Source organism: Streptomyces sp. CB01249 (assembly GCF_001905735.1).
Classification (GTDB): Bacteria; Actinomycetota; Actinomycetes; order Streptomycetales; family Streptomycetaceae; genus Streptomyces.
This window is the reverse complement of sequence record NZ_LISW01000003.1, coordinates 729103-752988: the sequence shown is the minus strand read 5'-3', so window position 1 is coordinate 752988 and position 23886 is coordinate 729103. Positions and strand designations below refer to the sequence as shown.

Annotated in this window: 23 protein-coding genes and 1 riboswitch; of the genes, 13 read left to right on the top strand and 10 right to left on the bottom strand. The window is 71.7% G+C overall.

Going from position 1 to position 23886, the window contains the following annotated elements; all coding sequences use genetic code 11:
* Positions 1–34: 34 nt before the first annotated feature.
* On the bottom strand, positions 35–1531 hold the full coding sequence (gene proP, locus AMK18_RS19055) for a glycine betaine/L-proline transporter ProP (protein ID WP_073863677.1): 1497 nt from the start codon (positions 1529–1531) through the stop codon (positions 35–37).
* A gap of 174 nt (positions 1532–1705) precedes the next feature.
* A complete protein-coding gene (gene bcp, locus AMK18_RS19050; protein WP_073863676.1) occupies positions 1706–2173 on the bottom strand; it encodes a thioredoxin-dependent thiol peroxidase in 468 nt (155 codons plus the stop codon).
* A gap of 127 nt (positions 2174–2300) precedes the next feature.
* On the opposite strand from bcp, the gene AMK18_RS19045 reads away from it, so the two are divergent.
* The 3 genes from AMK18_RS19045 (at position 2301) to AMK18_RS19035 (ending at position 3480) form a co-directional block, all read left to right on the top strand.
* Positions 2301–2618 carry a DUF3618 domain-containing protein gene (locus AMK18_RS19045; RefSeq protein ID WP_073863675.1) on the top strand — a complete coding sequence of 106 codons (318 nt, stop codon included), beginning with the start codon at positions 2301–2303 and terminating at the stop codon, positions 2616–2618.
* A 43-nt stretch (positions 2619–2661) separates the two neighbouring features.
* Positions 2662–3000 carry a GroES family chaperonin gene (locus tag AMK18_RS19040; protein WP_018105628.1) on the top strand — a complete coding sequence of 113 codons (339 nt, stop codon included), beginning with the start codon at positions 2662–2664 and terminating at the stop codon, positions 2998–3000.
* Positions 3001–3055: 55 nt separating this feature from the next.
* Positions 3056–3120: riboswitch (guanidine-III (ykkC-III) riboswitch) on the top strand.
* 39 nt (positions 3121–3159) lie between these two features.
* Positions 3160–3480: a DMT family transporter gene (locus AMK18_RS19035; protein ID WP_018105629.1), complete on the top strand. Its 321-nt coding sequence runs from the start codon at positions 3160–3162 to the stop codon at positions 3478–3480.
* A gap of 9 nt (positions 3481–3489) precedes the next feature.
* On the opposite strand, the gene AMK18_RS19030 is transcribed toward AMK18_RS19035, so the two are convergent.
* On the bottom strand, positions 3490–5889 hold the full coding sequence (locus AMK18_RS19030) for a transglycosylase domain-containing protein (RefSeq protein WP_073863674.1): 2400 nt from the start codon (positions 5887–5889) through the stop codon (positions 3490–3492).
* A 172-nt stretch (positions 5890–6061) separates the two neighbouring features.
* On the opposite strand from AMK18_RS19030, the gene AMK18_RS19025 reads away from it, so the two are divergent.
* The 4 genes from AMK18_RS19025 to AMK18_RS19010 are packed head-to-tail and all read left to right on the top strand — an operon-like array spanning position 6062 to position 9466.
* Positions 6062–6862 (top strand): ABC transporter permease, encoded by an 801-nt coding sequence (locus tag AMK18_RS19025; RefSeq protein WP_073863673.1) that lies wholly within the window; start codon positions 6062–6064, stop codon positions 6860–6862.
* A complete protein-coding gene (locus AMK18_RS19020) occupies positions 6855–7724 on the top strand; it encodes an ABC transporter permease (RefSeq protein WP_073863672.1) in 870 nt (289 codons plus the stop codon). The genes AMK18_RS19025 and AMK18_RS19020 overlap by 8 nt, the downstream gene beginning before the upstream one ends.
* Before the next feature lie 26 nt (positions 7725–7750).
* Complete coding sequence (locus AMK18_RS19015; RefSeq protein WP_073863671.1) at positions 7751–8755, top strand: ABC transporter ATP-binding protein; 1005 nt, start codon at positions 7751–7753, stop codon at positions 8753–8755.
* 48 nt (positions 8756–8803) lie between these two features.
* On the top strand, positions 8804–9466 hold the full coding sequence (locus AMK18_RS19010) for a DUF1707 SHOCT-like domain-containing protein (RefSeq protein ID WP_073863670.1): 663 nt from the start codon (positions 8804–8806) through the stop codon (positions 9464–9466).
* 1 nt (position 9467) lies between these two features.
* Here the strand turns inward: AMK18_RS19010 and AMK18_RS19005 are convergent, their stop codons facing one another.
* The gene (locus AMK18_RS19005) at positions 9468–10718 is read right to left on the bottom strand and encodes an SGNH/GDSL hydrolase family protein (RefSeq protein WP_018105635.1); all 1251 of its coding nucleotides are present in this window, start codon (positions 10716–10718) and stop codon (positions 9468–9470) included.
* Between the two features lie 163 nt (positions 10719–10881).
* On the opposite strand from AMK18_RS19005, the gene AMK18_RS19000 reads away from it, so the two are divergent.
* Complete coding sequence (locus AMK18_RS19000; RefSeq protein ID WP_376457187.1) at positions 10882–12231, top strand: DUF445 domain-containing protein; 1350 nt, start codon at positions 10882–10884, stop codon at positions 12229–12231.
* Between the two features lie 78 nt (positions 12232–12309).
* Here AMK18_RS19000 and AMK18_RS18995 read toward each other — a convergent pair whose 3' ends face one another.
* The gene (locus AMK18_RS18995; protein WP_018105637.1) at positions 12310–12642 is read right to left on the bottom strand and encodes a hypothetical protein; all 333 of its coding nucleotides are present in this window, start codon (positions 12640–12642) and stop codon (positions 12310–12312) included.
* Positions 12643–12805: 163 nt separating this feature from the next.
* On the opposite strand from AMK18_RS18995, the gene AMK18_RS18990 reads away from it, so the two are divergent.
* Positions 12806–14317, top strand: coding sequence for an MFS transporter (locus AMK18_RS18990; RefSeq protein ID WP_073863668.1), 1512 nt, complete (start codon positions 12806–12808; stop codon positions 14315–14317).
* Positions 14314–14868 carry a TetR/AcrR family transcriptional regulator gene (locus tag AMK18_RS18985; protein ID WP_073863667.1) on the top strand — a complete coding sequence of 185 codons (555 nt, stop codon included), beginning with the start codon at positions 14314–14316 and terminating at the stop codon, positions 14866–14868. Before AMK18_RS18990 ends, AMK18_RS18985 begins: the two co-directional genes overlap by 4 nt.
* A 229-nt stretch (positions 14869–15097) precedes the next feature.
* Here AMK18_RS18985 and AMK18_RS18980 read toward each other — a convergent pair whose 3' ends face one another.
* Positions 15098–17011, bottom strand: coding sequence for a serine/threonine-protein kinase (locus tag AMK18_RS18980; RefSeq protein WP_073863666.1), 1914 nt, complete (start codon positions 17009–17011; stop codon positions 15098–15100).
* Between the two features lie 89 nt (positions 17012–17100).
* On the bottom strand, positions 17101–18036 hold the full coding sequence (locus AMK18_RS18975; protein ID WP_073863665.1) for an oxidoreductase: 936 nt from the start codon (positions 18034–18036) through the stop codon (positions 17101–17103).
* Positions 18037–18097: 61 nt separating this feature from the next.
* Here AMK18_RS18975 and AMK18_RS18970 point away from each other — a divergent pair, with 61 nt between their 5' ends.
* Positions 18098–18727, top strand: a complete 630-nt coding sequence (locus AMK18_RS18970; RefSeq protein ID WP_073863664.1) for a TetR family transcriptional regulator — start codon at positions 18098–18100, stop codon at positions 18725–18727.
* A gap of 98 nt (positions 18728–18825) precedes the next feature.
* The gene (locus tag AMK18_RS18965) at positions 18826–19428 is read left to right on the top strand and encodes a dihydrofolate reductase family protein (protein ID WP_073863663.1); all 603 of its coding nucleotides are present in this window, start codon (positions 18826–18828) and stop codon (positions 19426–19428) included.
* Positions 19429–19477: 49 nt separating this feature from the next.
* On the opposite strand, the gene AMK18_RS18960 is transcribed toward AMK18_RS18965, so the two are convergent.
* Complete coding sequence (locus AMK18_RS18960; protein ID WP_073863662.1) at positions 19478–21133, bottom strand: cellulase family glycosylhydrolase; 1656 nt, start codon at positions 21131–21133, stop codon at positions 19478–19480.
* A gap of 187 nt (positions 21134–21320) precedes the next feature.
* Here AMK18_RS18960 and AMK18_RS18955 point away from each other — a divergent pair, with 187 nt between their 5' ends.
* Entirely contained in the window at positions 21321–21914 is a 594-nt protein-coding gene (locus AMK18_RS18955) for a sugar O-acetyltransferase (RefSeq protein ID WP_073863661.1), read from the top strand.
* A gap of 9 nt (positions 21915–21923) precedes the next feature.
* Here AMK18_RS18955 and AMK18_RS18950 read toward each other — a convergent pair whose 3' ends face one another.
* Together AMK18_RS18950 and AMK18_RS18945 are read right to left on the bottom strand one after the other, a co-directional pair.
* Positions 21924–22280 (bottom strand): DoxX family protein, encoded by a 357-nt coding sequence (locus AMK18_RS18950; RefSeq protein ID WP_073863660.1) that lies wholly within the window; start codon positions 22278–22280, stop codon positions 21924–21926.
* 97 nt (positions 22281–22377) lie between these two features.
* Positions 22378–23313 carry an aminoglycoside phosphotransferase family protein gene (locus AMK18_RS18945; RefSeq protein ID WP_073863659.1) on the bottom strand — a complete coding sequence of 312 codons (936 nt, stop codon included), beginning with the start codon at positions 23311–23313 and terminating at the stop codon, positions 22378–22380.
* Positions 23314–23886 lie beyond the last annotated feature (573 nt).

Below are 23886 nucleotides of genomic sequence, written 5' to 3'. Positions count from 1 at the left end.
GAAGCCGTACGGGCCGTGGCCGGGGTGGGGTGGGTCAGAACTTCGGGTCGGGGGTCTGGGCGTGGACCAGTTCTTCCGCTTCCTCCGTCGTCTCCACCGACGGCGGGGAACCCGCCAGCGGCTTGTTCGCGGTTTCCTTCATGCAGGCCACCGCGATCACGCCCACCAGGGCCGCCGCCATCGCGTAGTACGCCGGCATCAGGTTGGTGCCGGAGACGCTGATCAGGGCCGTGATCACCAGCGGAGTCGTACCGCCGAAGATCGACGCCGAGAGGTTGTAGCCCACCGAGAGGGAGCCGTAGCGGACGTTCGTCGGGAACAGGGCCGGGAGCGCCGCCGACATCGTGCCGAGCATGCAGACGAGGGAGAGGCCCAGCATCGCCATGCCGATGATGATCGCGGGGATGCTGCCCTGGCGGATCAGGAGGAACGCGGGCAGCGACAGGATCAGGAAGCCGAGCATGCCCGTCATCAGGAGCGGCTTGCGGCCGAAGCGGTCCGAGAGCTTGCCGACCTGGCTGATGATCAGCATCAGGAACACCATCACGCCGAGCAGGATCAGCAGGCCGTGTGTCTCGCTGTAGCCGAGCTCGTCGGAGAGGTACGTCGGCATGTACGACAGCAGCATGTAGTCGGTGATGTTGTACGCGCCGACCAGGCAGATGCAGAGGATCAGCGTCGGCCAGTAGTCGCGGAAGATCTTCGCGAGGTCGCCCTTCGCCGTCGTCTCGACGCTGTCCGCCGCCTCCGTGGCGTGCGCCGTGCCGCCCTCCAGCTTCTGGAAGGCCGGGGTCTCGTCCAGGCGCAGTCGCAGGTAGAGGCCGACCAGGCCGAGCGGTCCGGCGACCAGGAACGGTACGCGCCAGCCCCAGGCTTCCATCTGGGCGTCGTTGAGGAGCGCGTACAGCAGCGTCACCAGCCCGGCGGCGCCCACGTAACCGGCGAGCGTGCCGAACTCCAGGAAGCTGCCGAAGAAGCCGCGCCGCTTGTCGGGGGCGTACTCCGCGATGAAGGTCGAGGCGCCGCCGTACTCGCCGCCCGTCGAGAAGCCCTGGAGCATGCGGAAGAAGATCAGCAGGACCGCGGCCCAGACGCCGATCGTGGCGTGCGAGGGGATGAGGCCGATCGCGAAGGTGCCGGTCGCCATCAGGATCATCGTGAGGGCGAGGACCTTCTTGCGGCCGATCTTGTCGCCCATCGGCCCGAAGAACATGCCGCCCAGGGGGCGCACGAGGAAGGCGACCGCGAAGGTGGCGAAGGAGGAGAGGAGCTGGGTCGTGTCGTTCCCGGAAGGGAAGAAGACATGGCCCAGGGTCGCGGCGAGGTAGGAGTAGATGCCGAAGTCGAACCACTCCATCGCGTTGCCGAGCGAGGCGGCCTTCACCGCGCGCTTGACCGCCTGGTCGTCCGTGACCGTGATGTCGGTACGCCGCAGCTTGGGGTTCTGCCGCTTCCGGATCGCACGGAACAGCGCGGGGTGACGTTTGACCGCTTCCGGGTCGGCCACCTGGTGGGGGTCGGAGGCCGCCATGGCCGGTTCCTTTCCTCGGCAACTGTTACAGGAAAGGCTTCTGCGCGGACATGGCGGCCGCAAACCGGTTCAGCGAAGGAATGGGATGTCCATCACATGATTTCGGCCATTCGGCGCAGAGGATGGCCCGATTCGGTCCGTTCCGTGCGGCTTACGGACCGCCCTCGCCGCGCCTCAGATCTTGAGGTCCTTGATGATCTTGGCGACGTGGCCGGTGGCCTTCACGTTGTAGAACGCGTGGGCGACCTTGCCCTCCTCGTCCACGACGACCGTGGACCGGATGACGCCCGTCACCGTTTTGCCGTAGAGCTTCTTCTCGCCGTACGCGCCGTACGCCTCAAGGGTCTCCTTGGCCGGATCGCCCACCAGTGTGACCTTGAGGTTCTCCTTCTCGCGGAACTTCGCGAGCTTCTCCGGCTTGTCCGGGGAGACCCCGATGACGTCGTAGCCGGCCTCGGCGAGCAGGTCGAGGTTGTCCGTGAAGTCGCAGGCCTGCTTGGTGCAGCCGGGGGTAAGAGCGGCGGGGTAGAAGTAGACGATGACCTTGCGGCCCTTGTGGTCCGCGAGCGAGACGTCGTTGCCGTCCGCGTCGGGCAGGGTGAAGGCGGGGGCGGTGTCGCCGGGGGTGAGGCGCTCGCTCATGGTTCTCCTCATTGGTACGTGGGGTCTAAGGGACCGAGCGTAATGGGGGTGCCGCCGGGTGCGGATGCGGCGGAACTGACAGACTGTCGATGAAGGTTTACCGGACGAGGACCACGGAGGCGGCGCGGTGTCGGATGCCAGGACCCCTGCGCAGATCGAGGCGGACATCATCAGCAGGCGCGAGCAGCTTGCGGTGGTACTCGATGAGATCGGGGTGCGGGTGCACCCGAAGACGATCATCGGTGACGCGAAGGCGAAGGTCGCCGGGACCGTGGACCGGACGGCCGGCCGGGCGTACGTGGCGGTGAACCGCGCGGTGTCGGACGTGAAGGCCCAGTTCGTGTCGGAGACGGGCAGCCCCCGGCTGGAGCGCGTGATCCCGGCGGCGCTGCTCGCGGTGGGCGTGGTCGGTCTGGTCGTCGCGTCCTCGCGCCGCAAGCGCTGACCCCTCGTAGGTGGGCGGCCCGCCGCCCGGTAGGTTGCGGGGCGTGAGCGAGAACACCGACGACAAGCTGCCCATCCGGATGCTGCACGACCGAGTGCTGGTCCGGTCCGAGTCGCCCGAGGGCGAGCGGCGCTCCGGCGGCGGCATTCTGATCCCCGCGACGGCCGCGGTCGGCCGCCGGCTGGCGTGGGCCGTGGTGGTGGCGGTGGGGCAGAACGTGCGGACGGTCGAGCCGGGTGACCGGGTGCTGTTCGACCCGGAGGACCGGGCGGAGGTCGAGGTGCGGGGTGTGGCGTACGTGCTGATGCGCGAGCGCGACCTGCACGCGGTGGCCGCGGACCGGTTCGAGGGCTCGGAGGATTCGACCGGGCTGTATCTGTAGAGCTGTGGCGTGGGCAAAGGGCCCGGTGACCGTTGTCACCGGGCCCTTTGCCGTTCCTTTGCTACGGTGGAAGCACCCCGACGAGACGCGCCGTACCGGGTTCCGCAAAGACGACGCACCCGTGTTGTTCGCGTGTTCTGTCTCGTCGGAGGTGCTGTCGTGGCGTGGGTTCTGCTGGTCGTCGCCGGTCTGCTGGAAGTGGCCTGGTCGATCGGGATGAAGTACACCGAGGGGTTCACCCGGCTGTGGCCGAGTGTGTTCACGGGCCTGGGGATCGTGGCGAGCATGATGCTGCTGTCGCACGCGGCCAGGACCCTGCCGATCGGTACGGCGTACGGAGTGTGGGTCGGGATCGGCGCGGCGGGTGCCGCGGTCCTGGGCATGGTGGTGCTGCACGAGCCGGTGACGGCGGCCCGGATCTTCTTCGTGTGCCTGCTGCTGGTCGCGGTCGTGGGGCTGAAGGCCACCTCGGGGCACTGAGCCCGGATTTCAGGGCCGGGTGCTGGGTGCCCGGGTGCCGCGGGGGCCTTGGAAGAAGCCCTCGTCGCCGCCGTCGCCGCCCCCGTCCCCGCCGTCGCCCCCGGTGTCCCCGCCGTCCCCGCCGCCCGTGTCCGTCCCGCCGTCCGTGGTGCCGCCCGCACCGGTGCCTCCGGCCGGGTTGTCCGTGGTGCCGGGGGTGGTGCGCGGGGCGGAGGGGGTCCGGGTCGGGGTGGTGGGCGGGGTGCGCCGGGGGGTGGCCGAGGGGGTGCGGCGGCCGGTGTCGCCGGGGGCGGTGTCCTCGGCGGTGGGCAGCGCGGTGTCGCCGGTGTCCTCCTCCACGTCGAGGTCGAAGTCCTCGGCGGGGGTGCCCTTCAGCGCGGCCCCGGTGTACTGGGCCCAGGTCTCGGCGGGGGCGCCGCCGCCGTTGATGCGGGGGAGTCCGAGCGCGCCGTAGAGGGACTTCTGGGCGCCGGTGGACGGGTCCTGTCCCATGACGGCGATGACGGTGGCGAGGTCGGGGGTGTAGCCGGCGAACCAGGCGGCCCGGTCCTCCTCGGCGGTGCCGGTCTTTCCGGCGGCGGGACGCCCCGCGCCCCGGGCGGCGGTTCCGGTGCCGCCCTCCACGACGCTCTGGAGGATCGACGTGGTGGTGTCGGCGGCCTCGCGGCTGACGGCCCGCTTCACCGTACGGCCGGGCAGGGTGACGCTCTCGCCGTCCTTGGTGACCTTGCTGACCAGGACGTGGGCGCCGTGCCTGCCGTGGGCGGCGAGGGTCGCGTACGCCTCGGTCATGTCGAGGACGCTGGCGGTGGCGACGCCGAGGGCGATGGAGGGGGTGGGGGTGAGGTCCGCGGTGTCCTTGGGGATGCCGAGGGAGACGGCGGTCTGCCGGACCTTCTCGGGGCCGACGTCCTCGGCCATCTGGGCGTAGACGGCGTTGACGGACTTGTCGGTGGCGGTGGACACGGTGATGGGCCCGTAGCTGCGGTCGTCCTCGTTGGCGGGGTCGTAGCCGGTGGGCCCGTCGGGGCCCTCGACCATGCGCTTGTTGGTGCCGTCGTAGATGGTGCTGGGGGTGATGCGGCGGCCGTCCTGGGTGGTGGAGTCGTTCGCGACGGCCGAGGTGAAGACGAACGGCTTGAAGGTGGAGCCGACCTGGTAGTCGCGGCGGGTCGCGTTGTTGACGTACTGCCGGGTGTAGTCGACGCCGCCGTACATGGCGACGACATGGCCGGTGGCGGGGTCGATGGAGGCGCCGCCGACGCGGACGTTGCGGTCGGCCGCGCGGTCCTTGTCGGTCTTGGACATGACCTTGTCCTCGACGGCCTCGACGAGGGCGTCCTGCCTCTTCCGCTGGAGCGTGGTGGTGATGCGGTAGCCGCGGGTGGCAAGGGTCTTCTCGTCCAGGATGTCGTTGACGACCAGGTAGTCCTCGACGGCCTTGACGATGTAGCCGCGCTGTCCGGAGAGGCTGTTGGCGGGCTTGACCGGGCCGGGAACGGGGAAGGTCATCGCGGCGCGCTCGGCGGGGTCGAGCCACTTCTCCTTGACCATGCCGTCCAGTACGTAGTTCCAGCGGGCGACGGCGGCGGGCTTGTTCTCCGGGTAGGCGACGACGTCATAGGCGCTGGGGGCGTTGAGCAGCGAGGCGAGGTACGCGCCCTGGGCGGTGGTGACGTCGCCGATGTCCTTGCCGTAGTACGCCTGGGAGGCGGCCTGGATGCCGTAGGCGTTGCGGCCGAAGTAGCTCGTGTTGAGGTAGCCCTCCAGGATCTGGTCCTTGGACTGTTCCCGGTTGAGCTTGATCGAGATGAAGAATTCCTTGATCTTGCGGACGACGGTCTGTTCCTGGCCCAGGTAGTAGTTCTTGACGTACTGCTGGGTGATGGTCGAACCGCCCTGCTTGCCCTTGCCGGTGAGGGTGTTCCAGCCCGCCCGGAACATCGCCTTCACGTCCACGGCGCGTTCGGAGTAGAAGTCGCGGTCCTCGGCGGCGAGGACCGCGTGCTGGACGGTGCGCGGGACCTGGGCCAGCTTGATGTTCTCGCGGTTGACGTCGCCGTCGCGGGCGATGACCGTGCCGTCGGCGTACAGGTAGACGTTGGACTGGGCAGTGGCGGTGGCGTTGGCGGCGGGGATGTCGACCAGCTGGTAGCCGGCGAAGAAGCCGCCGACCAGGATCAGGGCGAGGAGGAGTACGCCGCCGAGGACCATGCGCCAGGTGGGGATCAGCCGCCGCCAGCCGGTGCGCTTGGGGCGCTTGGCCTTGCCGGACTTCTTCGGGGCATCGGCTTCGGGGGCCCCGCCTTCGGGGGCCGGTCCGGGGGCGGCGGCATCGGCAGGCAGGTCCCTGGGGGCCCAGCCCGGGGGGTCGGTGTCCCCGTTCTGCTGCTGTGGCTCGTCGCTCATGTCGGTGCAGACTCCTCGGCCGCGGTCAGTTCCCCCATAGTGCCCTTTTCTGGCGCATATCCCTTGGATCGACGGCCGAAAAGCGCTCGCGGCGGCCGTCCCGGCTGGACTAGGCTCCTGCGCTTTGGTGTCCACGCACGGTGCGGCACCCGTTGACGGGGAGGCGGTTGCTGTGCGGGTCTACGCGGTGGCGGCGGCGGGCGGTTTCCGCCGGTACGCCACCTATCGGATCGAGACGGCGGCGGGGGTGTTCACCAACACCGTCTTCGGCTTCATCCTCGCCTACACGTACATGGCGTTGTGGGACGAGCGGCCGCGCCTCGGCGGTTACGACATGCCGCAGGCGCTCACCTTCGTCTGGCTGGGCCAGGCGCTGCTGATGACCTGCGTGATGATGGGCGGCGGCTTCGAGGACGAGCTGATCGAGCGCATCCGCACGGGCGACATCGCGGTGGACCTGTACCGCCCGGTCGACCTCCAGCTGTGGTGGCTGGCGCAGGACTTGGGCCGGGCGGCCTTCCATCTGCTGGGGCGCGGCATCGTGCCGATGGTGCTCGGCGGGCTGGCGTTCGACCTGGCGCTGCCGGGGTCGGCGGGGCCGTGGCTGGCGTTCCTCGTCTCGGTGGCGCTGGGCGTGGTGGTGAGCTTCGGCATCCGCTATCTGGTGGCGCTGTCCGCGTTCTGGCTGATGGACGGGGCGGGCGCGGCGCAGATCGCCTTTCTGGCGGGGCTGTTCTTCTCCGGGATGCTGCTGCCGCTCAGCTTGTTCCCGGGGCTGCTGGGCGAGGTGGCGCGGCTGATGCCGTGGTCGGCGCTGCTTCAGGTGCCGGCGGATGTGTTCCTGGGCAAGCACACGGGCTGGGGTCTGGCGCGGGTGTACGTGTTCCAGGCGTCCTGGGCCGCGGTGTTGCTGCTGGTGGGGCGGATGGTGCAGGGCGTGGCGACGCGGAGGGTGGTGGTCCAGGGTGGCTGAGGTGGTGGAGGCGGCCGGACCGGAGGCGCCGGAGGCGGTGTTCGCCCCGCGGTCGCGGCTGGTCGAGGGGGTGCGGGCGTACGGGCTGATCGTGTCGATGTGGCTGCGGTCCACGATGGCGTACCGGGCGTCGTTCCTGATGACGGCGGTCGGCAACTTCACGGCGACGGCGTTCGACTTCGTGACGATCATGCTGATGTTCGCGCACGTCGACGCGCTGGGCGGCTACGCGCTCCCGGAGATCGCCCTGCTGTACGGGGCTTCGGGGACGGCGTTCGGCCTGGCGGACCTGCTGATGGGGTCGATGGACCGGCTGGGCCGCCGGGTGCGCGACGGCACGTTGGACACGCTGCTGGTGCGGCCGGTCCCGGTTCTCGCGCAGGTGGCGGCCGACCGCTTCGCGCTGCGCAGGCTGGGCCGGATCACCCAGGGGCTGCTGGTGCTCGGCTACGGGCTGGTGGCGGCGGACATCGACTGGACCTTGGCCAAGGTGGTCGTGCTGCCGCTGATGCTGCTGAGCGGGTCGGTGATCTTCGGGGCGGTGTTCGTGGCGGGCGGGGCGTTCCAGTTCATCGCGCAGGACGCCTCGCAGGTGCAGAACTCGTTCACGTACGGGGGCAACACGCTGCTCCAGTACCCGCCGACGATCTTCGCGAAGGACCTGGTGCGCGGGGTGACCTTCGTGGTGCCGCTGGCCTTCGTGAACTGGCTGCCGGCGCTGTACGTACTGGGCCGGGAGCTGCCGTTGGGGCTGCCGGACGGGGTGGCGTTCCTGCCGCCGGTGGTGGCCGCCGTCTGCGCGACCGGGGCGGGCCTGGTGTGGCGGGCGGGGCTGCGGGCGTACCGGAGTACGGGAAGTTGACGGACGGAGTAGGGAGAGGGAGCGGCATGAGCAGGGACACGGACAGCGGGACGGCCTTCATCGAGCTGGACCGGCTGGAGAAGGTCTTCGACGTCCGCCGCAGGACGGGCTTCCTGCGCGGCGAGCGGCGCCAGGTGCGGGCGGTCGACGGGATCAGCTTCCGGGTGGAGCGCGGCGAGATGGTCGGCTACATCGGGCCGAACGGGGCCGGGAAGTCGACCACGATCAAGATGCTGACGGGCATCCTCACGCCGAGCGGCGGCTCCCTGCGCGTCGCGGGCATCGACCCCTCGCGGGAGCGCACGCGGCTGGCGCACCGGATCGGTGTGGTCTTCGGCCAGCGCACGACGCTCTGGTGGGACCTGCCGCTGCGCGACTCGTACCGGCTGATGCACCGCATGTACCGGGTGCCGGACGCGCGCTTCCGGGCCAACCTCGACCGGTGCGTCGAACTCCTCGACCTGGGTGAGCTGTTGGACGTACCGGTGCGCCAGCTGTCGCTGGGGCAGCGGATGCGCGGGGACATCGCGGCGGCGCTGCTGCACGACCCGGAGGTGCTGTATCTGGACGAGCCGACGATCGGCCTCGACGTGGTGTCCAAGGCCAAGGTGCGTCAGTTCCTGCGGGACTTGAACGCGGAGCGCGGGACGACGGTGCTGCTGACGACCCATGACCTCACGGACATCGAGCAGTTGTGCAGCCGGGTGATGGTGATCGACCACGGCCGGCTGATGTACGACGGTGCGCTGGCCGGGCTGCACGAGGTGGGGGAGAGCGAGCGGACGCTCGTGGTCGACCTGGAGCGCGAACTCCCGCCGATCCGGCTGGAGTCGGAGCCCTCGGTGCGGACGGTGAAGGTGGAGGGGCCGCGCCAGTGGCTGGCCTTCCCGGCGTCCGCCTCGGCGGCTCCGCTGGTGGCACGGATCGCCGCGGAGTACCCGTTGGCGGACCTTTCGGTGCGGGAGCCGGACATCGAGGCGGTGATCGCGAAGATGTACGCGCGCGAGCGGCCCGGGGAGCCGGTGACGTGAGGGCGGCCGTTCAATAGGCTGCGCGGTATGACGAGCGAACTCCCCGATATGCGGGCCTCCGACGCCGAGCGTGAACGTGTTGCCGAGATCCTGCGTGAGGCGGTCGCCGAAGGGCGTCTGGAGATGGAGGAGTTCGAGCAGCGCCTCGACAGCGCCTACAAGGCGCGGACGCACGGCGAGCTGGAACCGCTCGTCCGCGACCTGCCGGCCGTCGGCTCCGCCTCGTCGGCGCCCGCCGTCGTGCAGCCCCGGTCGGGCTCGGCGGCCCGCTGGTCCGAGCGGATCGGGCGGCCTGCCACGTCGACCGGCGGCTTCGCGTTCTGGGGCGGTTTCCGCCGCCGGGGCAACTGGACGATCGGCAAGGTGTTCACCGCGTTCGTGATGTGGGGCGGCGGCGACATCGACCTGCGCGAGGCGAGCTTCGAGTCCCGCGAGACCGTCATCCGCTGCTTCACGATCATGGGCGGCCTCCGGGTGGCGGTCCCGCCGGACCTCAACGTGGAGGTCCGGGGCATCGGCATCATGGGCGGCTTCGGGGAGGACACCAAGGAGGAGTCGGCCCCCGCGCCCGACGCGCCCCGGGTCCGCGTCACCGGCTTCGCGCTCATGGGCGGCGTCGGGGTGGAGCACAAGCGCAGCAAGGCGGAGAAGCAGCGGCTGCGGGAGGCGGAGCGCGGGCGGGGCCGCCTGGAGAAGGGCGAGGGCAGCTAGCTCAGAGGGCGTCGACCTTCGGCTTGTCCCCGGTCAGGGTGTCCACGTCCAGCAGCGACGCCAGGCGGGCGTACCCGGCGTCGTTGAGGTGCAGGTGGTCGCCGGAGTCGTACGGGGCGCGCAACTGCTGAGGGTGGGCCGGGTCGCGCAGGGACCGGTCGAAGTCGAGAACCTCGTCGAAGACCCCGCCCGCCCGGATCTCCGCGTTGACCTGCTGCCGCACCCGGTCCCCGCCGGCCGTCCAGACCGCCGAGCCCCGGTACGGCATGAGGGTCGCGCCGATGACCTTCAGGCCCCGGGCGTGGGCCCGGTCGGCGAGGGCGCGCAGGGCGCCGGTGATCCGCGCGGGGTCGGTCTCCCTCGGGAGCGCCTGGATGTCGTTGATGCCCAGCGCGATGACGACGGTCTTCGCGCCGGAGACGCCGAGGACGTCGCGCTCGAAGCGGTCGAGGGCGCGCGGGCCGATGCCGTCGCGCAGGAGGCGGTTGCCGCCGATGCCCTCGTTGACCACCGCGTAGCGGCCGTGCAGCCGGTCGGCGAGGGCGTCCGGCCAGCGGGTGTTGGCGTCGGTGGTGGAGCCGGAGCCGGCGGTGAGCGAGTCGCCGAACGCGACCAGGGTCCCGGTCGCCCGCGCCTCGCCGCCCCGCACGTCGACGGCGGTGAGGTAGCGCCACTGGGTGGTGGACCAGGTGCCTCCCTCGGCCTCGGTGTACGAGGTCTGGTGGCTGTTGGGGTGCGTGGTGACCGGCCCGTCGGCGGTCGGGGTGCGCAGGGTGACCACGAGGTCGGCGTCCGCGTCGACCGGGACGGCGACGGCGTCGCTGACGGTCTGCCCGCCGGCGGCGACCGTGACGGACGAGGCCCCCCGGAACGTCACGGGGCGGGTGTTCACGGTGACGCGGTCGATGAGCAGGGGCTGCGTACCGAACAGGTTGGACAGCGTCACACGGGCCTCGGTGCCGCCGATGCTGGTGTGCACGACGTTGCGGATGACACGGCTGCTCTGGTCCTGTGCCTGCGCCGGGTCGGCCACGCCCGCGACGGGCGACGCCGCCCAGGTGGCGAGCCAGTGGCCGGAGGAGTGCGCCGGGGCGGCCGGGCTGTGCGCCACGCCCTGCGGGGTCGTAGCGGCGGCGGCCGTCGCCCTGTCCCCGTTGAACAGCAGGGAACCGGCGAACGCCACGGCTGCGGCGAGCGCGGCGGTACCCGCCACGAGGGCTATGAGCAGGGCGTACCCCTGGCGCCTGGGCATGGGCGGTGTGTCTCCTTGCGGAAATGAGGAAAGCGGGGGGAGTGGACCTGTTCCCATGATGCGGCAGGGCGCGGGGAACTCGACGTGCGGCCCGGGAGTAGGTCAGGTAGGCACAATGCGTAGCGGACGTCTGGGGCTGTGCGTACGCGGACGGGTGGAGCGGATGGAACGGATCGACGGGACCGGGCGGACCGAGCGGGGCGAACTGCCTCCGGGGCCCGGTGGGAGGGCGAGACCCGGGGGGCTCGCCTCGTTCGCGTACACCGCGGCGGACGAGGAGAAGCGTCGTGGCGTACGCCGTATGAAGACCACGGCCACCGGCCTCCTTCTGCTGGTCGCGCTGGTGTACGTCCTCGCCACCTGGGCGAAGAACGAGGGGGTGAGCGGCTGGCCGGGCTTCGTCGCGGCGGCCGCCGAGGCGGGCATGGTGGGTGCGCTGGCCGACTGGTTCGCGGTCACTGCACTCTTCAAGCGTCCGCTCGGTCTGCCGATTCCGCACACCGCCATCATTCCCACCAAGAAGGACCAGCTCGGGGCGTCCCTCGGTTCCTTCGTCGGCGAGAACTTTCTCTCCGGGGACGTCGTACGTGACCGGATTCACTCGCTGGGCATCGGCCGCAGGGTCGGCGGCTGGCTCGCGGAGCCCGCCCACGCGGACCGGGTCACGGCCGAACTGTCGACCGCGCTGCGCGGGGCGCTCACCGTTCTGCGGGACGCGGACGTCCAGGCCGTCGTCGGCGAGGCGATCACCCGGCGGGCCAACACGGCGGAGATCGGCCCGAGCCTCGGCAAGATGCTGGCGAAGGTCGTCTCGGACGGCGGCCACCGCAAGCTGGTCGACCTGGTCTGCGCCCGGGCCCACGACTGGCTCGTGCTGCACGGCGACTCGGTGATGGACGCGGTGCAGGGCGGGGCACCCGGCTGGACGCCCCGGTTCGTGGACAAGCGGGTCGGGGAGCGGGTCTACAAGGAGCTCCTGCGCTTCGTCACCGAGATGCGGGACATGCCCGGGCACCCGGCGCGCGGCTCCATCGACACGTTCCTCGCGGACTTCGCGGCCGACCTCCAGACCGACTCGGAGACCCGGGACCGGGTGGAGCGCCTGAAGTCGGAGATCCTGGGGCGCGGCGAGGTTCAGGACGTCATCGCCTCGGCCTGGGCGTCGGTGCGCGCGATGGTGATCGCGGCGGCGGAGGACGAGCAGAGCGAGCTGCGGCTGCGCGCCCGGGCCTCCCTGATGTCGCTGGGCGCCCGGCTGGCCACGGACGAACGGCTCCAGGGGAAGCTGGAGGGCTGGCTGGAGGACGCGGCGGCCTATGTCGTGACGACGTACCGGACCGAGATCACGTCGCTGATCAGCGACACGGTGGCCGGCTGGGACGCGGACCAGACCTCGCGGAAGATCGAGGCCCACATCGGGCGTGACCTGCAGTTCATCCGCATCAACGGCACGGTGGTGGGAGCGCTGGCGGGCCTGGCGATCTACACGGTGTCGTGGGCGCTGTGGGGGTAGGGGCCCCGGCCGCGCGGTGAGGCGGGCGGCCGTCCGGGCCCGCCCCGCCCCGTCAGCGCGCCCGGAGGGCGCCCCCGGTCAGGACGCCCGGCGGGTGACCGCCCAGGACGCGGCGGCGACCGTGCCCGCCACGGTGAAGACGGCGGGCCAGGCGCCGACCTTCTTGGCCAGCGGGTGCGAGCCCGCGAACGCGGCCACGTAGGCGGTGGTCAGCGCGACGGCCGCACGGGGGCCCGCCTGCCGGTTCCACTCGTACGCGGCGACGCCGCCCGCCGCCGCGAGCGCGACCCCGCCCAGCGGACGCTTGCGGGTCCACCGCGCGACGGCGTAACCGCCGACCAGTCCGCCCGCCGCCACCGCCGCTGCCGGCACCTTCGCCATCGCGGTCACCTCCGCCTTCGTGCACGTCATGGATGTGCGCCCGGCGCACTCGTACGCGCCTCGCGCCCAGCGCCGGACCGGCGCCCGGTCCGAGGCTAACGCGCGCTTCCGTCCACCCGTCGCCGAGGGGGTGCACAGGCGTTTACCCTGGGGGGTGAACATCCGTGCACCCCCGAGCCCGCAACGGAGAACCATGCCCGCGGACATACCCGCCCCCGCCGCCCCCTCGACCCCTGCGGCCCAGGCCCCGCACCCGCGCTTCGCGGTGGGCGTGCTGGCCTTCTGCGGGGTCGTCGTCGCGGTCATGCAGACGATCGTCGTGCCCCTGCTCCCGCACATTCCCGAGCTGACCGGCGCCACCCCGGCCGCCGCGAGCTGGCTGGTGACCGTCACGCTGCTGACCGGCGCGGTGTTCACGCCCGTGCTCGGCCGGGTCGGCGACATGTACGGGAAGCGGCGGGTGCTCGTCGCCTCGCTCGCGGTGCTCGTGGCGGGCTCGGTGCTCTGCGGGGCGAGCTCCCACATCGGCGTGCTGATCACCGGCCGCGCGCTCCAGGGCGCCGCGATCGCCGTCGTACCGCTCGGCATCAGCATCCTGCGCGACGAACTGCCGCCCGAGCGCGTGCTGTCCGCCGTCGCGCTGATGAGCTCGACGCTCGGCATCGGCGCCGCGGTGGGCCTGCCGATCGCCGCGCTGGTGGTCGAGAACTTCGACTGGCACACGATGTTCTGGGTCTCCGGCGTCATCGGCCTCATCGACATCGTGCTCGTCCTCCTCTTTGTACCGGAGTCCCCGCTGCGCAGCCGCGGCCGCTTCGACGCGCTCGGCGCCCTCGGCCTGTCCGGCGCGCTCGTCTGCCTGCTGCTCGCGGTGACGCAGGGCGGCGACTGGGGCTGGACCTCCGGCCGGACGGTCGGCCTGCTCGTGGGGGCCGTCGTGGTGGCGCTGATCTGGGGGGCGTACGAGCTCCGCGTCGCGACGCCCATGGTCGACCTCAGGGTCTCCGCCCGCCCGGCCGTCCTGCTCACCAACATCGCGGCCCTGCTCATCGGTTTCGCCTTCTACGCGAACTCCCTGGTCACCGCGCAGATGGTGCAGGAGCCCAAGGCGACCGGTTACGGGCTCGGCGCCTCGCTCGTCGTCAGCGGTCTGTGCCTGCTGCCGGGCGGGGTCGCCATGGTGGCGCTGTCGCCGGTCTCCGCCCGGATCTCCGCCAAGCACGGCCCGAAGGTCAGCCTGGCGCTGGCGGCCGGGATCATCGCGGCCGGTTACGGGGTGCGGTACTTCACCAGCCACAGCCTGTGGCTCATCATCGCGGGCGCCACGGTCGTCGCCTCCGGCACGGCCATCGCGTACTCGGCGCTCCCCGCCCTCGTGATGCGCGGCGTCCCGGTCAGCGAGACCGGGGCGGCGAACGGCCTGAACACCCTGATGCGGTCGATCGGCCAGGCGTTCTGCAGCGCGACGGTGGCGGCGGTCCTGGCCAACCTCACCTTCCAGGCGGGGGGCCGGACCGCGCCGACCCTCCACGCGTACCAGCTGGTCTTCGTCATCGCGGCGGGCGCGGCGCTGCTTGCCCTGCTGGTCACGGTCATGATCCCGGGCGGCAGGCCCGCCGGGGCGGATACGGTCGGGGAGAGCCGCAAGGCGCCGGGCACCCTGACGGGGGGTGCGCGGCCGGCGGAGATCCAGGAGGGCGCATGACCGGCGGCCAGGCCATCGCCGCGACGGGCCGCGACGCGATCCTGCGCGCCGCGCGGCGGGCGTTCACGCAGCGGCCGTACGCGGAGGTGACGATCCGGGGGATCGCGGCGGACGCGGGGGTCAGCGCGTCCCTGGTGGTCAAGCACTTCGGCCGCAAGGAGGAGCTGTTCAACACGGTGGCCGACTTCGGACCGGCCGCCGCCGAACTCTTCGACGCGCCGCTCGACGTCCTGGGCCGCCACATGGTGGTCACCCTGGTCACCCAGCGCCGGGCGCTCCAGTCCGACCCGCTGCTGCGCGTCGTCTTCTCCCTGGGCAACCAGGACGAACGCTCGCTGCTCCGCGACCGCTTCCACGAACAGGTCACCGCCGCGCTGACGGCCCGCCTCCCCGGTCCGGACGCCGCCCTCCGCGCGGAGCTCCTGGCCGGCCATCTGCTGGGCCTGGGCGCGACGTTGAGCCTCCACCGGGAGGGAGCGGGGGCGTCCGCGACGCCGGAGCGCATCGCGGACCTGTACGCGCCGGCGCTGCAGCGGCTGATCACGGGCTGAGGCGATGCGGGGGCGCTGCCCCCGTACCCCCCCCGCTCCTCAATCGCCGGAGGGGCTTGATTTTGCCGCCGCCGTCGCACAAGCAGCTCTGAGATTTCGCTTCCGGTGCCGCAGATTTGCGGCACCGGAAGCAAAATCAAGCCTCGCCGGCGTTTGAGGCGCGGGGTCCGGGGCAGCGCCCCGGTTTCGGGAAGGGGCGGGGTGGGGAACAGGCCCGCCCCAGGCGCCCCTAGCGCATCGCGTTGCGCCAGACCGTCACATCAAGCGTGATGTAGTCACTCGGCGAATCCTCCGGCGAGTGCCCCTGATAGGTCACCAGCGCCATATGCCCGGTCCCCGTCGTCACACACACCTGCCGCCCCTTGGACAGCTTGCTCGTGTCGATGCTGCTCGCGAACCGCGTCTCCGCCCGGCACACATCCAGCGACCCCGCCTGACCCGGGTCGAGCAGGATCAGCTTGCCGCCCTCGCTCTCCGCCTCGATGTAGCCGCCGGAGTCGTACGTCAGCTCGTAGCCGTCGTCCTCACCGTCCTGCGGCCGGATCTCGTCGTCGCCGAACGTCAGGTGGTAGCCCTTGGTGAGGTTGATCCCGGTGAAGTCCTCCGGCGTCGGGTCCGTCGTCGCGGGGGTCTGCCCCTCGGGCTGCTCGGCACCGCCCTCGACGTCTCCGGTCGGATCCGCGCTGGGCGTGGAACTCGCCTTGGGCGCGGGCGAGTTCTTGTCCCCGGCGGTGGTGTCGCTCTGCGACCCCTTGTCGTCCTTCTTCGTCAGGAAGTACGCCGTGCCCCCACCGGCCACCCCGACCAGCAGCGCGGCCACGACCGCGATGGCCGCGACCCGCCCCCGCCGCCGCTTGGGCGGAGTCGGCGCGGGCGCCTGCGGCACCGCCTGCGTGACGTGCGACTGCGGCGGTACGCCGCCGGGGTACCCGCCGCCCCCCGGCCCCGGATACCCGTACGACGGCTGCTGGGCGGCCGGGTACCCGTACGCGGGGGTCTGCGCGGAGGGCGCCGTGGGCGCACCGTACGCGCTCGGCGCCACCGGCGCGGGCCCCTGCCCGGGCGCGGGTGTGACCGGCGGCCCGTACCCCGGCGGCGGGGTGCTCGGCGCCGGGGTGGTGGGCGAGTACGCGGCGGGAGTGGGCGGAGCCGCAGGCGCGGCGGCCACCGGCGGTGTCGTCGGGGCGGCCGACGGCGGCGGCGGCGTCTGCACGGGCGCCGGGGCGGCGGCCCGTACGGTGATGTCGGCGGCGACCGGCTTCGGCAGCCAGTCCTCCGGCCGCCGCAGCACCGTCTCCGCGTTCGCGGTCTGGCAGAGCTGGATCACCTCGGCGACCGACGGCCGGTCCTCCGGGTTCTTCGCGAGGCAGCGCCCGACGAGTTCCATCAGCCGCTCCGGCACACCCGTCAGGTCCGGGTCCTCGTGCACGATCCGGTAGAGCACCCCGTGCGAGGTCCCCTCGCCGAACGCGGGTGTCCCGGTCGACGCGAACACCGCGACCTGGCCCAGCGCGAAGATGTCCGTCGCGGCGGTGACCTTGCGCCCGGCGGCCTGCTCCGGCGCCATGAACGACGGGGTGCCGATCGTGACCCCGCTGCCCGTGAGCGACGTCGCGTCGGCCGCGTACGCGATACCGAAGTCGATGACGCGCGGCCCGTCCGCCGCGAGCAGCACGTTGGACGGCTTCAGGTCGCGGTGGACGATCCCGGCGCCGTGGATGACGTGCAGCGCCTCGGCCATGCCCGCGATCAGCAGCAGCACCGCCTCGACCGGCAGCGCGCCGTGCTCCACGACCGCGTCGGCGAGCGACGGGCCCGGCACGTACGCGGTGGCGAGCCACGGCTGGGCGCCCTTGGTGTCGGCGTCGATCACGGGCGCGGTGAACAGCCCCTGGACGCGCTGCGCGGACTGCACTTCCTGCGCGAACCGCCGCCGGAACTCCGCGTCCTCGCCGAACTCCGGCCGGATCACCTTGATCGCGACGGGCCGCCCGCCGGGCGTGTACGACAGATACACCTTGCCCATGCCGCCCGCGCCGAGCTTGGCGGCCAGCCGGTATCCGGCGATGGTGGTGGGGTCGTCGCCCGCGAGGGGCTGGAAGACCTGCGAGGCGCCGCCTCGGCCTGGCTGCTGACCGCTCATGTACTCGAAACTCCCCCGGAGAGCGCTGCTGTAGACACGGCACCCTATCCAAATACGGGGTCGCTGCGGAGCGGTGGGAGCGCCTTGGTTCAGGCGGACCGGGAGAACGCGAACCGCACGCCCGTGGCCTCCTCCGACACCTCCCACAACCGCTGCCCGGTCGCGGCGTCGGCCGCCCCGGCCGACAGCTCCACCCGGGTCGGCGCCCCGCGCAGCTCACCCCTGCCGTCCGGCCCGATGAACTCGCCTCCCTCCGCGCCCGGTTCGGTCGCCGCGTACAGCTGCGGCAGCGCCCCCTGGGCGGGGGACTGGGCGAGCGGCCTGAGTACGCGGCCGAACATCAGGGACACGAGGGCGACGGGGCCGCCGGTCTGGAGGCCGGTGGCGGTGTAGCCGGGGTGGGCGAGCAGGCTGCGGACCGGGCTGCCGGCCTCGGTGAGACGGCGGTGCAGCTCGTGGCCGAAGACGGCGTTGGCCAGCTTGGACTGGTTGTAGTAGCCCATCGGTGAGTACCGCCGCTCGCCCGTGAGGTCGTCGAAGTACAGGTGCGCCTTGCGGTGGTTGGGCGAGCTGACGGTGACCACGCGGGGGTCGGTGCCCGCCGACAGGAGGTCCCACAGCCGCCCGGTGAGCGCGAAGTGGCCCAGGTGGTTCGCCGCGAACTGCACCTCGTGGCCCTGCGGGGACAGCGTCCGGGGCGGCGCCATGACCCCGGCGTTGTTGACGAGCACGTCGAGCCGCGCGTGGTCCGCGTGCAGCTTCTCCGCGAACGCGCGTACGGAGTCGAGGTCGGCCAGGTCGATCCGGCGCACCTCCAACCGGGCGTCCGGCTGCGCGGCGGCCAGCCCGGCCGCCGCGCGGCGCCCCTTCGCCTCGTCGCGTACGGCGAGGATCACGTGCCCGCCCCGGCGGGCGAGGGCCCGGGTCGTGGCCAGGCCGAGGCCGCTGTTGGCCCCGGTGACGACGAAGACCCGCCCGGTCTGGTCCGGGATGTGTTCGGCGGTCCAGCGTTCCTGCTGTGTCATGCGGCATAGGCTGCCTCGCATGACACCAAGTGTCAACATGTCATTCAGTGTCATGTGAGGCATGGAGTACCGTGAGGAGGTGAGCACTCCCCGAACGACCCTGGCCGAGCGCAAGCGGAGGCTGGTCTCCGACGAACTGACCGAATCCGCCTTGCAGTTGCTGGCACTGAAGGGCTTCGACGCGGTCACGGTGGACGAGATCGCGGCGGCGGCGGGCGTCTCCAAGCGGACGTTCTTCCGCTACTTCGCGTCCAAGGAGGACGTGGTCGTCCAGTTCCTCGCGGACATGGGCACCGGCATCCGCGCCGAGCTGGCCGCCCGCCCCGCCGCCGAGCCGCCGTCCGTCGCGCTGCGCCACGCGGTCTGGGTGCCGCTCGGCGCGTGCGCGGACCACGGGGAGCGCGCGCTGCGCGTCGTACGGCTGATCCTGCGCACGCCCGCGCTGCTGGCCCGCTTCCTGGAGCGCCAGGCGCGGTGGCGCGACGACCTCGCCCGGGAGCTGGCCGAGCGGCTGGGGCGCGACGCCGAGCGGGACCTCTACCCGAGGCTGGCGGCGGGCATGGCGCTGGACGCCTTCGACGCCGTGCTCCACCACTGGAGCGCCGACGGCTCGACGGAGACCCCGGCGGAGCTGACGGACCGCGCGTTCGCGGTGATCGCCCCGGCGCTGGACGGGTCCCGGACGCCGTAAGCAGTCATATCCCCTTGCTTGCCACGGGCGGCCGTTCGATCATGAACGGCCGACGGCCCCCACGTACCGGAGGCCGCCCCCCGGACGAAAGGTCCCCTTTGCGCAAGCTGGTGTACTTCATCGCCGCCACCCTCGACGGCTTCATCGCCGGCCCGGACGGAGCCGATCCCACCGGCCCGGACGGCTTCTGGCCCATCCCGGAGGACTACCTCAAGCACCTGATCGCGGAGTACCCGGAGACCCTGCCCGGCCCGGCGCGGGCCGCGCTCGGGGTGACGGCGGAGGGCACGCACTTCGACACGGTGGTGGAGGGCAGGCGCTCGTACGAAATCGGCCTCGACGTCGGAGTCACGGACGCCTACCCGCATCTGCGGCACCTGGTGTTCTCCCGCACCCTGGGCGAGAGCCCGGACCCCGCCGTGGAGGTCGTCGCGAGCGATCCCGCCGCGCGCGTACGGGAGTTGAAGCAGGAGGACGGCAAGGACATCTGGCTCGTCGGCGGCGGCGAGCTGGCCGCCTCGCTCTACGCGGAGATCGACACGCTGATCCTGAAGCTCAGCCCGACGACGATCGGCACGGGCATCCCGCTGTTCGGCCGGAACGCGGCGTTCGAACCGGCGTCCTGGGCGCTCACGGACCACACGGTCCTGGGGAGCGGCGCGGCGTATCTGACGTACCAACGTGCCCAGGTGGCAGGCTGAGTCGGTGGAAGCGGCCGGCAGGGGTACGCCCCCGCCGGCCGGTCCTGTCTCACGCGGCCGTGCAGGCCGCCCCGCTCAGAGTGAACGCGGCCGGGGCCGCGTTCGTACCGCTCTGGTTACCCGTGAAGCCCACGGTCACCGAGGAGTTCGGGGCGATCGTGGAGGTGTACGAGGCGGGCGCGACGCTCACCGAAGCGCCGGACTGCGTGGGCGTACCGCCCCACATGTTGGTGATCGTCTGCCCGTTGGCGAAGGCGAAACCGAGCGTCCAGCCGTCGATCGCGGCGGTGCCCGTGTTGCGGATGGTGATCTCACCCTGGAAGCCGCCCTGCCACGAGCCGACCACCTTGTACCCGACCGAGCAGCTGCCCGCCGGAGTGGTCGCTGCCTCGTCCGTGGTCACGCTCACGGCGGCCGACCGCGCCGAACGGTTCCCGGCCGCGTCGCGCGCGTAGACCGCGAAGGAGTACGCGGTGTCGGCGGTGAGGCCCGTCACGGTGACGCTCGTCGTGGCGGACGAGGCGACCTTGGTCTCCGTACCGCCGCTGACGCGCACCACGTCGTAGCCCGCGACGGCAACGTTGTCGGAGGATGCGGCCCAGGTCAGCGTGGCGGAGGTGTCGGTCACCGCCGAGGCGGCCGGGGTGCCCGGGGCGGTCGGGGCCTCGGTGTCCTCCTCGACGGGACCGCCGTAGACCGTGGCCTCGTGGGAGGTCTCCGCGATCCCGTTCGCGCCGTGGAAGATGCGCTCGCCCCAGGAGCTGAGCTGCGCCGGGTCGAAACCGATGGTCAGGTCGAGGATCGGGTCGGTGTTGCCGCTCCACGACCAGGCGATCCAGCCGAGCCCGAGCCGCTGGGCCTCGGACATCATCGTGTCCTCGTCCGGGTCGCCGTACTGGTCGGCGGGCCCGCCGAACTCACCGATGACCAGGGGCAGTCCGGCGTCCACGAACGCGTTCAGATAGTCGGTGACCTTCTGGGCGGTGTTGTAGACGCTGTACATGTGGATCGAGAAGAGCAGATTGCCGGTCGAGTCCGCGTCGTACACCGCCTGGGCGTTGTCCCGCATGACGTTCTGCCAGTCCTGGCCCCAGTTGGGCGCGTCCACCATGATCGTGTGCGCGAACCCCGCTGCGCGCAGCTTCTTGATCGCGGCGGTGGTGGGGGCGGTCCATCCGGCCGGATCGGTGTTGCCCCAGGGCTCGTTGCCGATGTTGATGACGACGTAGTCCTCCTGGCCCTGGAGGACGTCCTTCAGGGAGATCCAGTAGTCGGCCGCGTGGTCCAGCGTCCCGGCGGCGGAGTCCTCGCCGTATCCGGTGGTGTCGTGCACCTCCAGGACGCAGATGAGCCGGTTCGCCTTGCAGTCGGCGATGACGGCGGCGACGTCGTCCGGCCCGTTCTTGCTCCAGCGGAAGCCGTCGGACAGCACGACGCGGACGGTGTTGGCGCCGGTCGCCTTGATGTCGGCGAGCGACTGGGTTTCGCCGGGGTACCAGGTGTGCGCGTGGTTGACGCCGCGCATGATGAAGTCGTTGCCGTTGCCCTCGACCAGCCGGCCGTCGCTGATGTGCAGCCCGGTACCGGCGGCGGACGCGGCCTGCGCGGGGGCGAGGCCGCCGAGCGCGAGGAACCCGAGCAGGGTGGCCAGGACGGTGAGGATGACGGCGGCGGGGCGCTGCGCCGGATGTCTCGCTGTTCTCACTGCGGCTCCAGGGGGATGGGTGGTTCACTGATGTGGGAGCGCTCCCACACGGGTGGACCCATGAAGCCATTCGGTCAGGGGCACGTCAAGACGTCGGACGACCGGAGGCGAGGTTCTATGGTTCGTCGTACCGGTCGCCGCCCTCTGAGGGGTCGATCGCCCCGCCCGACGAAGGGAACGCCGCACGATGGCTGAAACCGACCAGAACGAGATACGGGCCCGGATCGCGAAGGGGCTCGTCTACACGGAGACCGAGGCGGCCTTCCTGGCCCCGGCCCGGCGCGAGGACGAGATCTTCGCGTACAACCACACGCCGCCCGGCGACACGGAGCGACGGCGCTCGCTGCTGACGCGGATCTTCGCCTCGGTGGGCGAACGCACGGTCCTCCAGGCGCCGTTCCACGCCGCTTTCGGCAGCAACGTGCACATCGGGGACGACTTCTTCGGCAACGTGAACCTGACGTTCGTGGACGACGTGGAGATCCGCATCGGCGACGACGTCATGATCGCCCCGAGCGTGACCCTGACGACGACGGGCCACCCGGTGCACCCCGCGCGCCGGGCGGATTTCGGCCGCTTCTCGGAGCCGATCGTCATCGAGGACAAGGTGTGGATCGGCAGCAACGTGGTCGTCCTGCCGGGCGTCCGTATCGGCTACGGCTCGGTGATCGGCGCGGGCAGCGTCGTGAGCCGCGACATTCCTCCGATGAGCGTCGCGGTCGGTACGCCGTGCCGGGTGGTCCGGCCGATCACGGACGCGGACCTCGCGACCCGCAGGTAGGCGGCCCGCTCACCAGGCCCCGTGGTACTGCACGCCCAGGATCAGGGCGGCGATCGCCGTAGCCAGGAAGACGATCCCGCCGACGATGTTTCTTGATCCGACGCGCAGATGGGCGATGATCGCGCCGATGAAGTAGAGGATCAGCCCGCACGCGGCGAGCGTGCCCAGCGCGGGCACGGCGAACCCGGCGAGCAGCCCGAGGGTGCCTGCGGCCAGGCATATGCCGAGCCAGGGGACGTACTTGCGGGGGATGCCCTTCATGTCGGCCTGGGACTTGGGGTATTCGTGGCCGATGAGGTAGGTCACGGCGGCGGCACCGTTGAAGAAGATGCCGAGGATGGTGACCGTGAGGTATGCGGTGCGCATGCGTTGTTCTCCGCTTCTAAGGGGGGCTGCTCTTCAGGGCCGACGATTCAGGGCCCTGTTTCGTGAGGTGGTGAGGGGTTCAACGTGGTGCAGGCCCTCAGGAGGGCTCGGTCAACAGCTCCGCCAGCCGGTCCGCGAAGGCGGTCGCCCATTCCAGCTCGGGCCCGCCGCGGGCGACCCGGAACCCGTGCCGCCGGGCCCAGAAGGCGGCTTGCACGGCGTGCAACTGGGCCCACCGCCGCACCCGTTCGCGCTCCAGCTCGGCGGCGTCGGCGAAGACGTCCACGATGCGGTGCGCTGCCCGCGCCAGGTCCGCGCCCGCCCCCGCGAGGGCGTACGCGCGGGACTTCATCAACGCCCCCGCGTCGTAGGCCGGGTCGCCCACATACCCCTTGGGATCAACGGCCAGCCAGGGCTCGCGCTCGGCCCGCAGGATGTTCCGCCCGTGCAGATCCCCGTGGACGAGCGTGTCGGGCTGCGCCCGCCCCAACTCCCTTACGGTGGCGAGGGCGGCGTCGATGACGGGGCGCGGCAGGGGGTGCGCGAACTCGGCGTCGTCGGTGCGCAGCCCGTCCTCCCACTCCCCGGCCTGGTCGCTGAGCCGGGGCAGCCCGGTGGGTGCGGCCACGGCAAGCCGCCGCGCGAGCCGCGCAGCGACGACGACCACGTCGTCCCCCTCGACGGCCTCGGCGAGCGTCACCGTCGAGGCCCGCTCCAGCAGCATCGCGTACCGGCTGTCGTCCCGCTCGTAGAGGCTTACGGCCCCACGCCCGCCCCAGGCGACGAAGGCGTCGGGCTCGTGATCGTTCCCGGGGTGCGGGAAGGAGACCTTGAGCACGGCGGGGGGCGTGTGATCGCGGCGCACGGGGAGGATGAGGCCGACGCCGCCGTGGGTGAGGGGGCCGTCGGGTGTGCAGGCCCACTCGTCGACCAAGGCGCCGACGAGCGCGGGGAGTTCGCTGAGCCAGGATGCTCCGGCGTCGCCTTCGCGCTCGACGGTGGTCCGCGCGAACTCCTCGGGAATCACGATCATCCGGGCACTGTACGTGGGGCGGGGCGGGGGTGGGCTGGGGTTTACGGGGCGGCGGCTGGCTGTTGCTGCTGAACGGGGGGTGTGGGTGGGGGTGTTGGCCTAGGGTGGGGGTGGGTGGGTGTTGTGGGGGCGTTGAGGGGGATATGCCGGAGTGTGCGGAAGTGGTCAGCAGCAGCCCTGACACGCGGCAAAGCCGCAGGTCAGGAAGAGTGCTCCCCGCACGCGCGGGGATGGTCCCCGACAGGACCCCGGAGCCAAGGCGCGGAGGCTGTGTTCCCCGCGCGCGGGGGGATGGTCCCGTGGTCGACCGGGGCGCGGTCGGAAACGGTGTGTGTTCCCCGCACGCGCGGGGATGGTCCCTACGAGAACGAGTTCATCCCGGGCCTGCTCCAGTGTTCCCCGCACGCGCGGGGACGGCCCCCGAATGGGCGACGACGCGTTCCTCGTGCGAGGTCTTCCCTGCACGCGCAGGGATGGTCCCCTGAGCTACAACCCGCCGTACCAGGACGGTACGTGCTCCTCGTACGCGCGGGGATGGGCCCTTCGACGGCTTCAGGCCGTACGGGCAGGATG

Coding starts and splice junctions, on each gene's coding strand:
- proP (WP_073863677.1), bottom strand. CDS start 1,531: ATGGCGGCCTCCGACCCCCACCAGGTGGCCGACCCGGAAGCGGTCAAA.
- bcp (WP_073863676.1), bottom strand. CDS start 2,173: ATGAGCGAGCGCCTCACCCCCGGCGACACCGCCCCCGCCTTCACCCTG.
- AMK18_RS19030 (WP_073863674.1), bottom strand. CDS start 5,889: ATGAGCGACGAGCCACAGCAGCAGAACGGGGACACCGACCCCCCGGGC.
- AMK18_RS19015 (WP_073863671.1), top strand. CDS start 7,751: ATGAGCAGGGACACGGACAGCGGGACGGCCTTCATCGAGCTGGACCGG.
- AMK18_RS19010 (WP_073863670.1), top strand. CDS start 8,804: ATGCGGGCCTCCGACGCCGAGCGTGAACGTGTTGCCGAGATCCTGCGT.
- AMK18_RS19005 (WP_018105635.1), bottom strand. CDS start 10,718: ATGCCCAGGCGCCAGGGGTACGCCCTGCTCATAGCCCTCGTGGCGGGT.
- AMK18_RS19000 (WP_376457187.1), top strand. CDS start 10,882: ATGGAACGGATCGACGGGACCGGGCGGACCGAGCGGGGCGAACTGCCT.
- AMK18_RS18995 (WP_018105637.1), bottom strand. CDS start 12,642: ATGACGTGCACGAAGGCGGAGGTGACCGCGATGGCGAAGGTGCCGGCA.
- AMK18_RS18990 (WP_073863668.1), top strand. CDS start 12,806: ATGCCCGCGGACATACCCGCCCCCGCCGCCCCCTCGACCCCTGCGGCC.
- AMK18_RS18985 (WP_073863667.1), top strand. CDS start 14,314: ATGACCGGCGGCCAGGCCATCGCCGCGACGGGCCGCGACGCGATCCTG.
- AMK18_RS18980 (WP_073863666.1), bottom strand. CDS start 17,011: ATGAGCGGTCAGCAGCCAGGCCGAGGCGGCGCCTCGCAGGTCTTCCAG.
- AMK18_RS18975 (WP_073863665.1), bottom strand. CDS start 18,036: ATGACACAGCAGGAACGCTGGACCGCCGAACACATCCCGGACCAGACC.
- AMK18_RS18970 (WP_073863664.1), top strand. CDS start 18,098: ATGGAGTACCGTGAGGAGGTGAGCACTCCCCGAACGACCCTGGCCGAG.
- AMK18_RS18955 (WP_073863661.1), top strand. CDS start 21,321: ATGGCTGAAACCGACCAGAACGAGATACGGGCCCGGATCGCGAAGGGG.
- AMK18_RS18950 (WP_073863660.1), bottom strand. CDS start 22,280: ATGCGCACCGCATACCTCACGGTCACCATCCTCGGCATCTTCTTCAAC.
- AMK18_RS18945 (WP_073863659.1), bottom strand. CDS start 23,313: ATGATCGTGATTCCCGAGGAGTTCGCGCGGACCACCGTCGAGCGCGAA.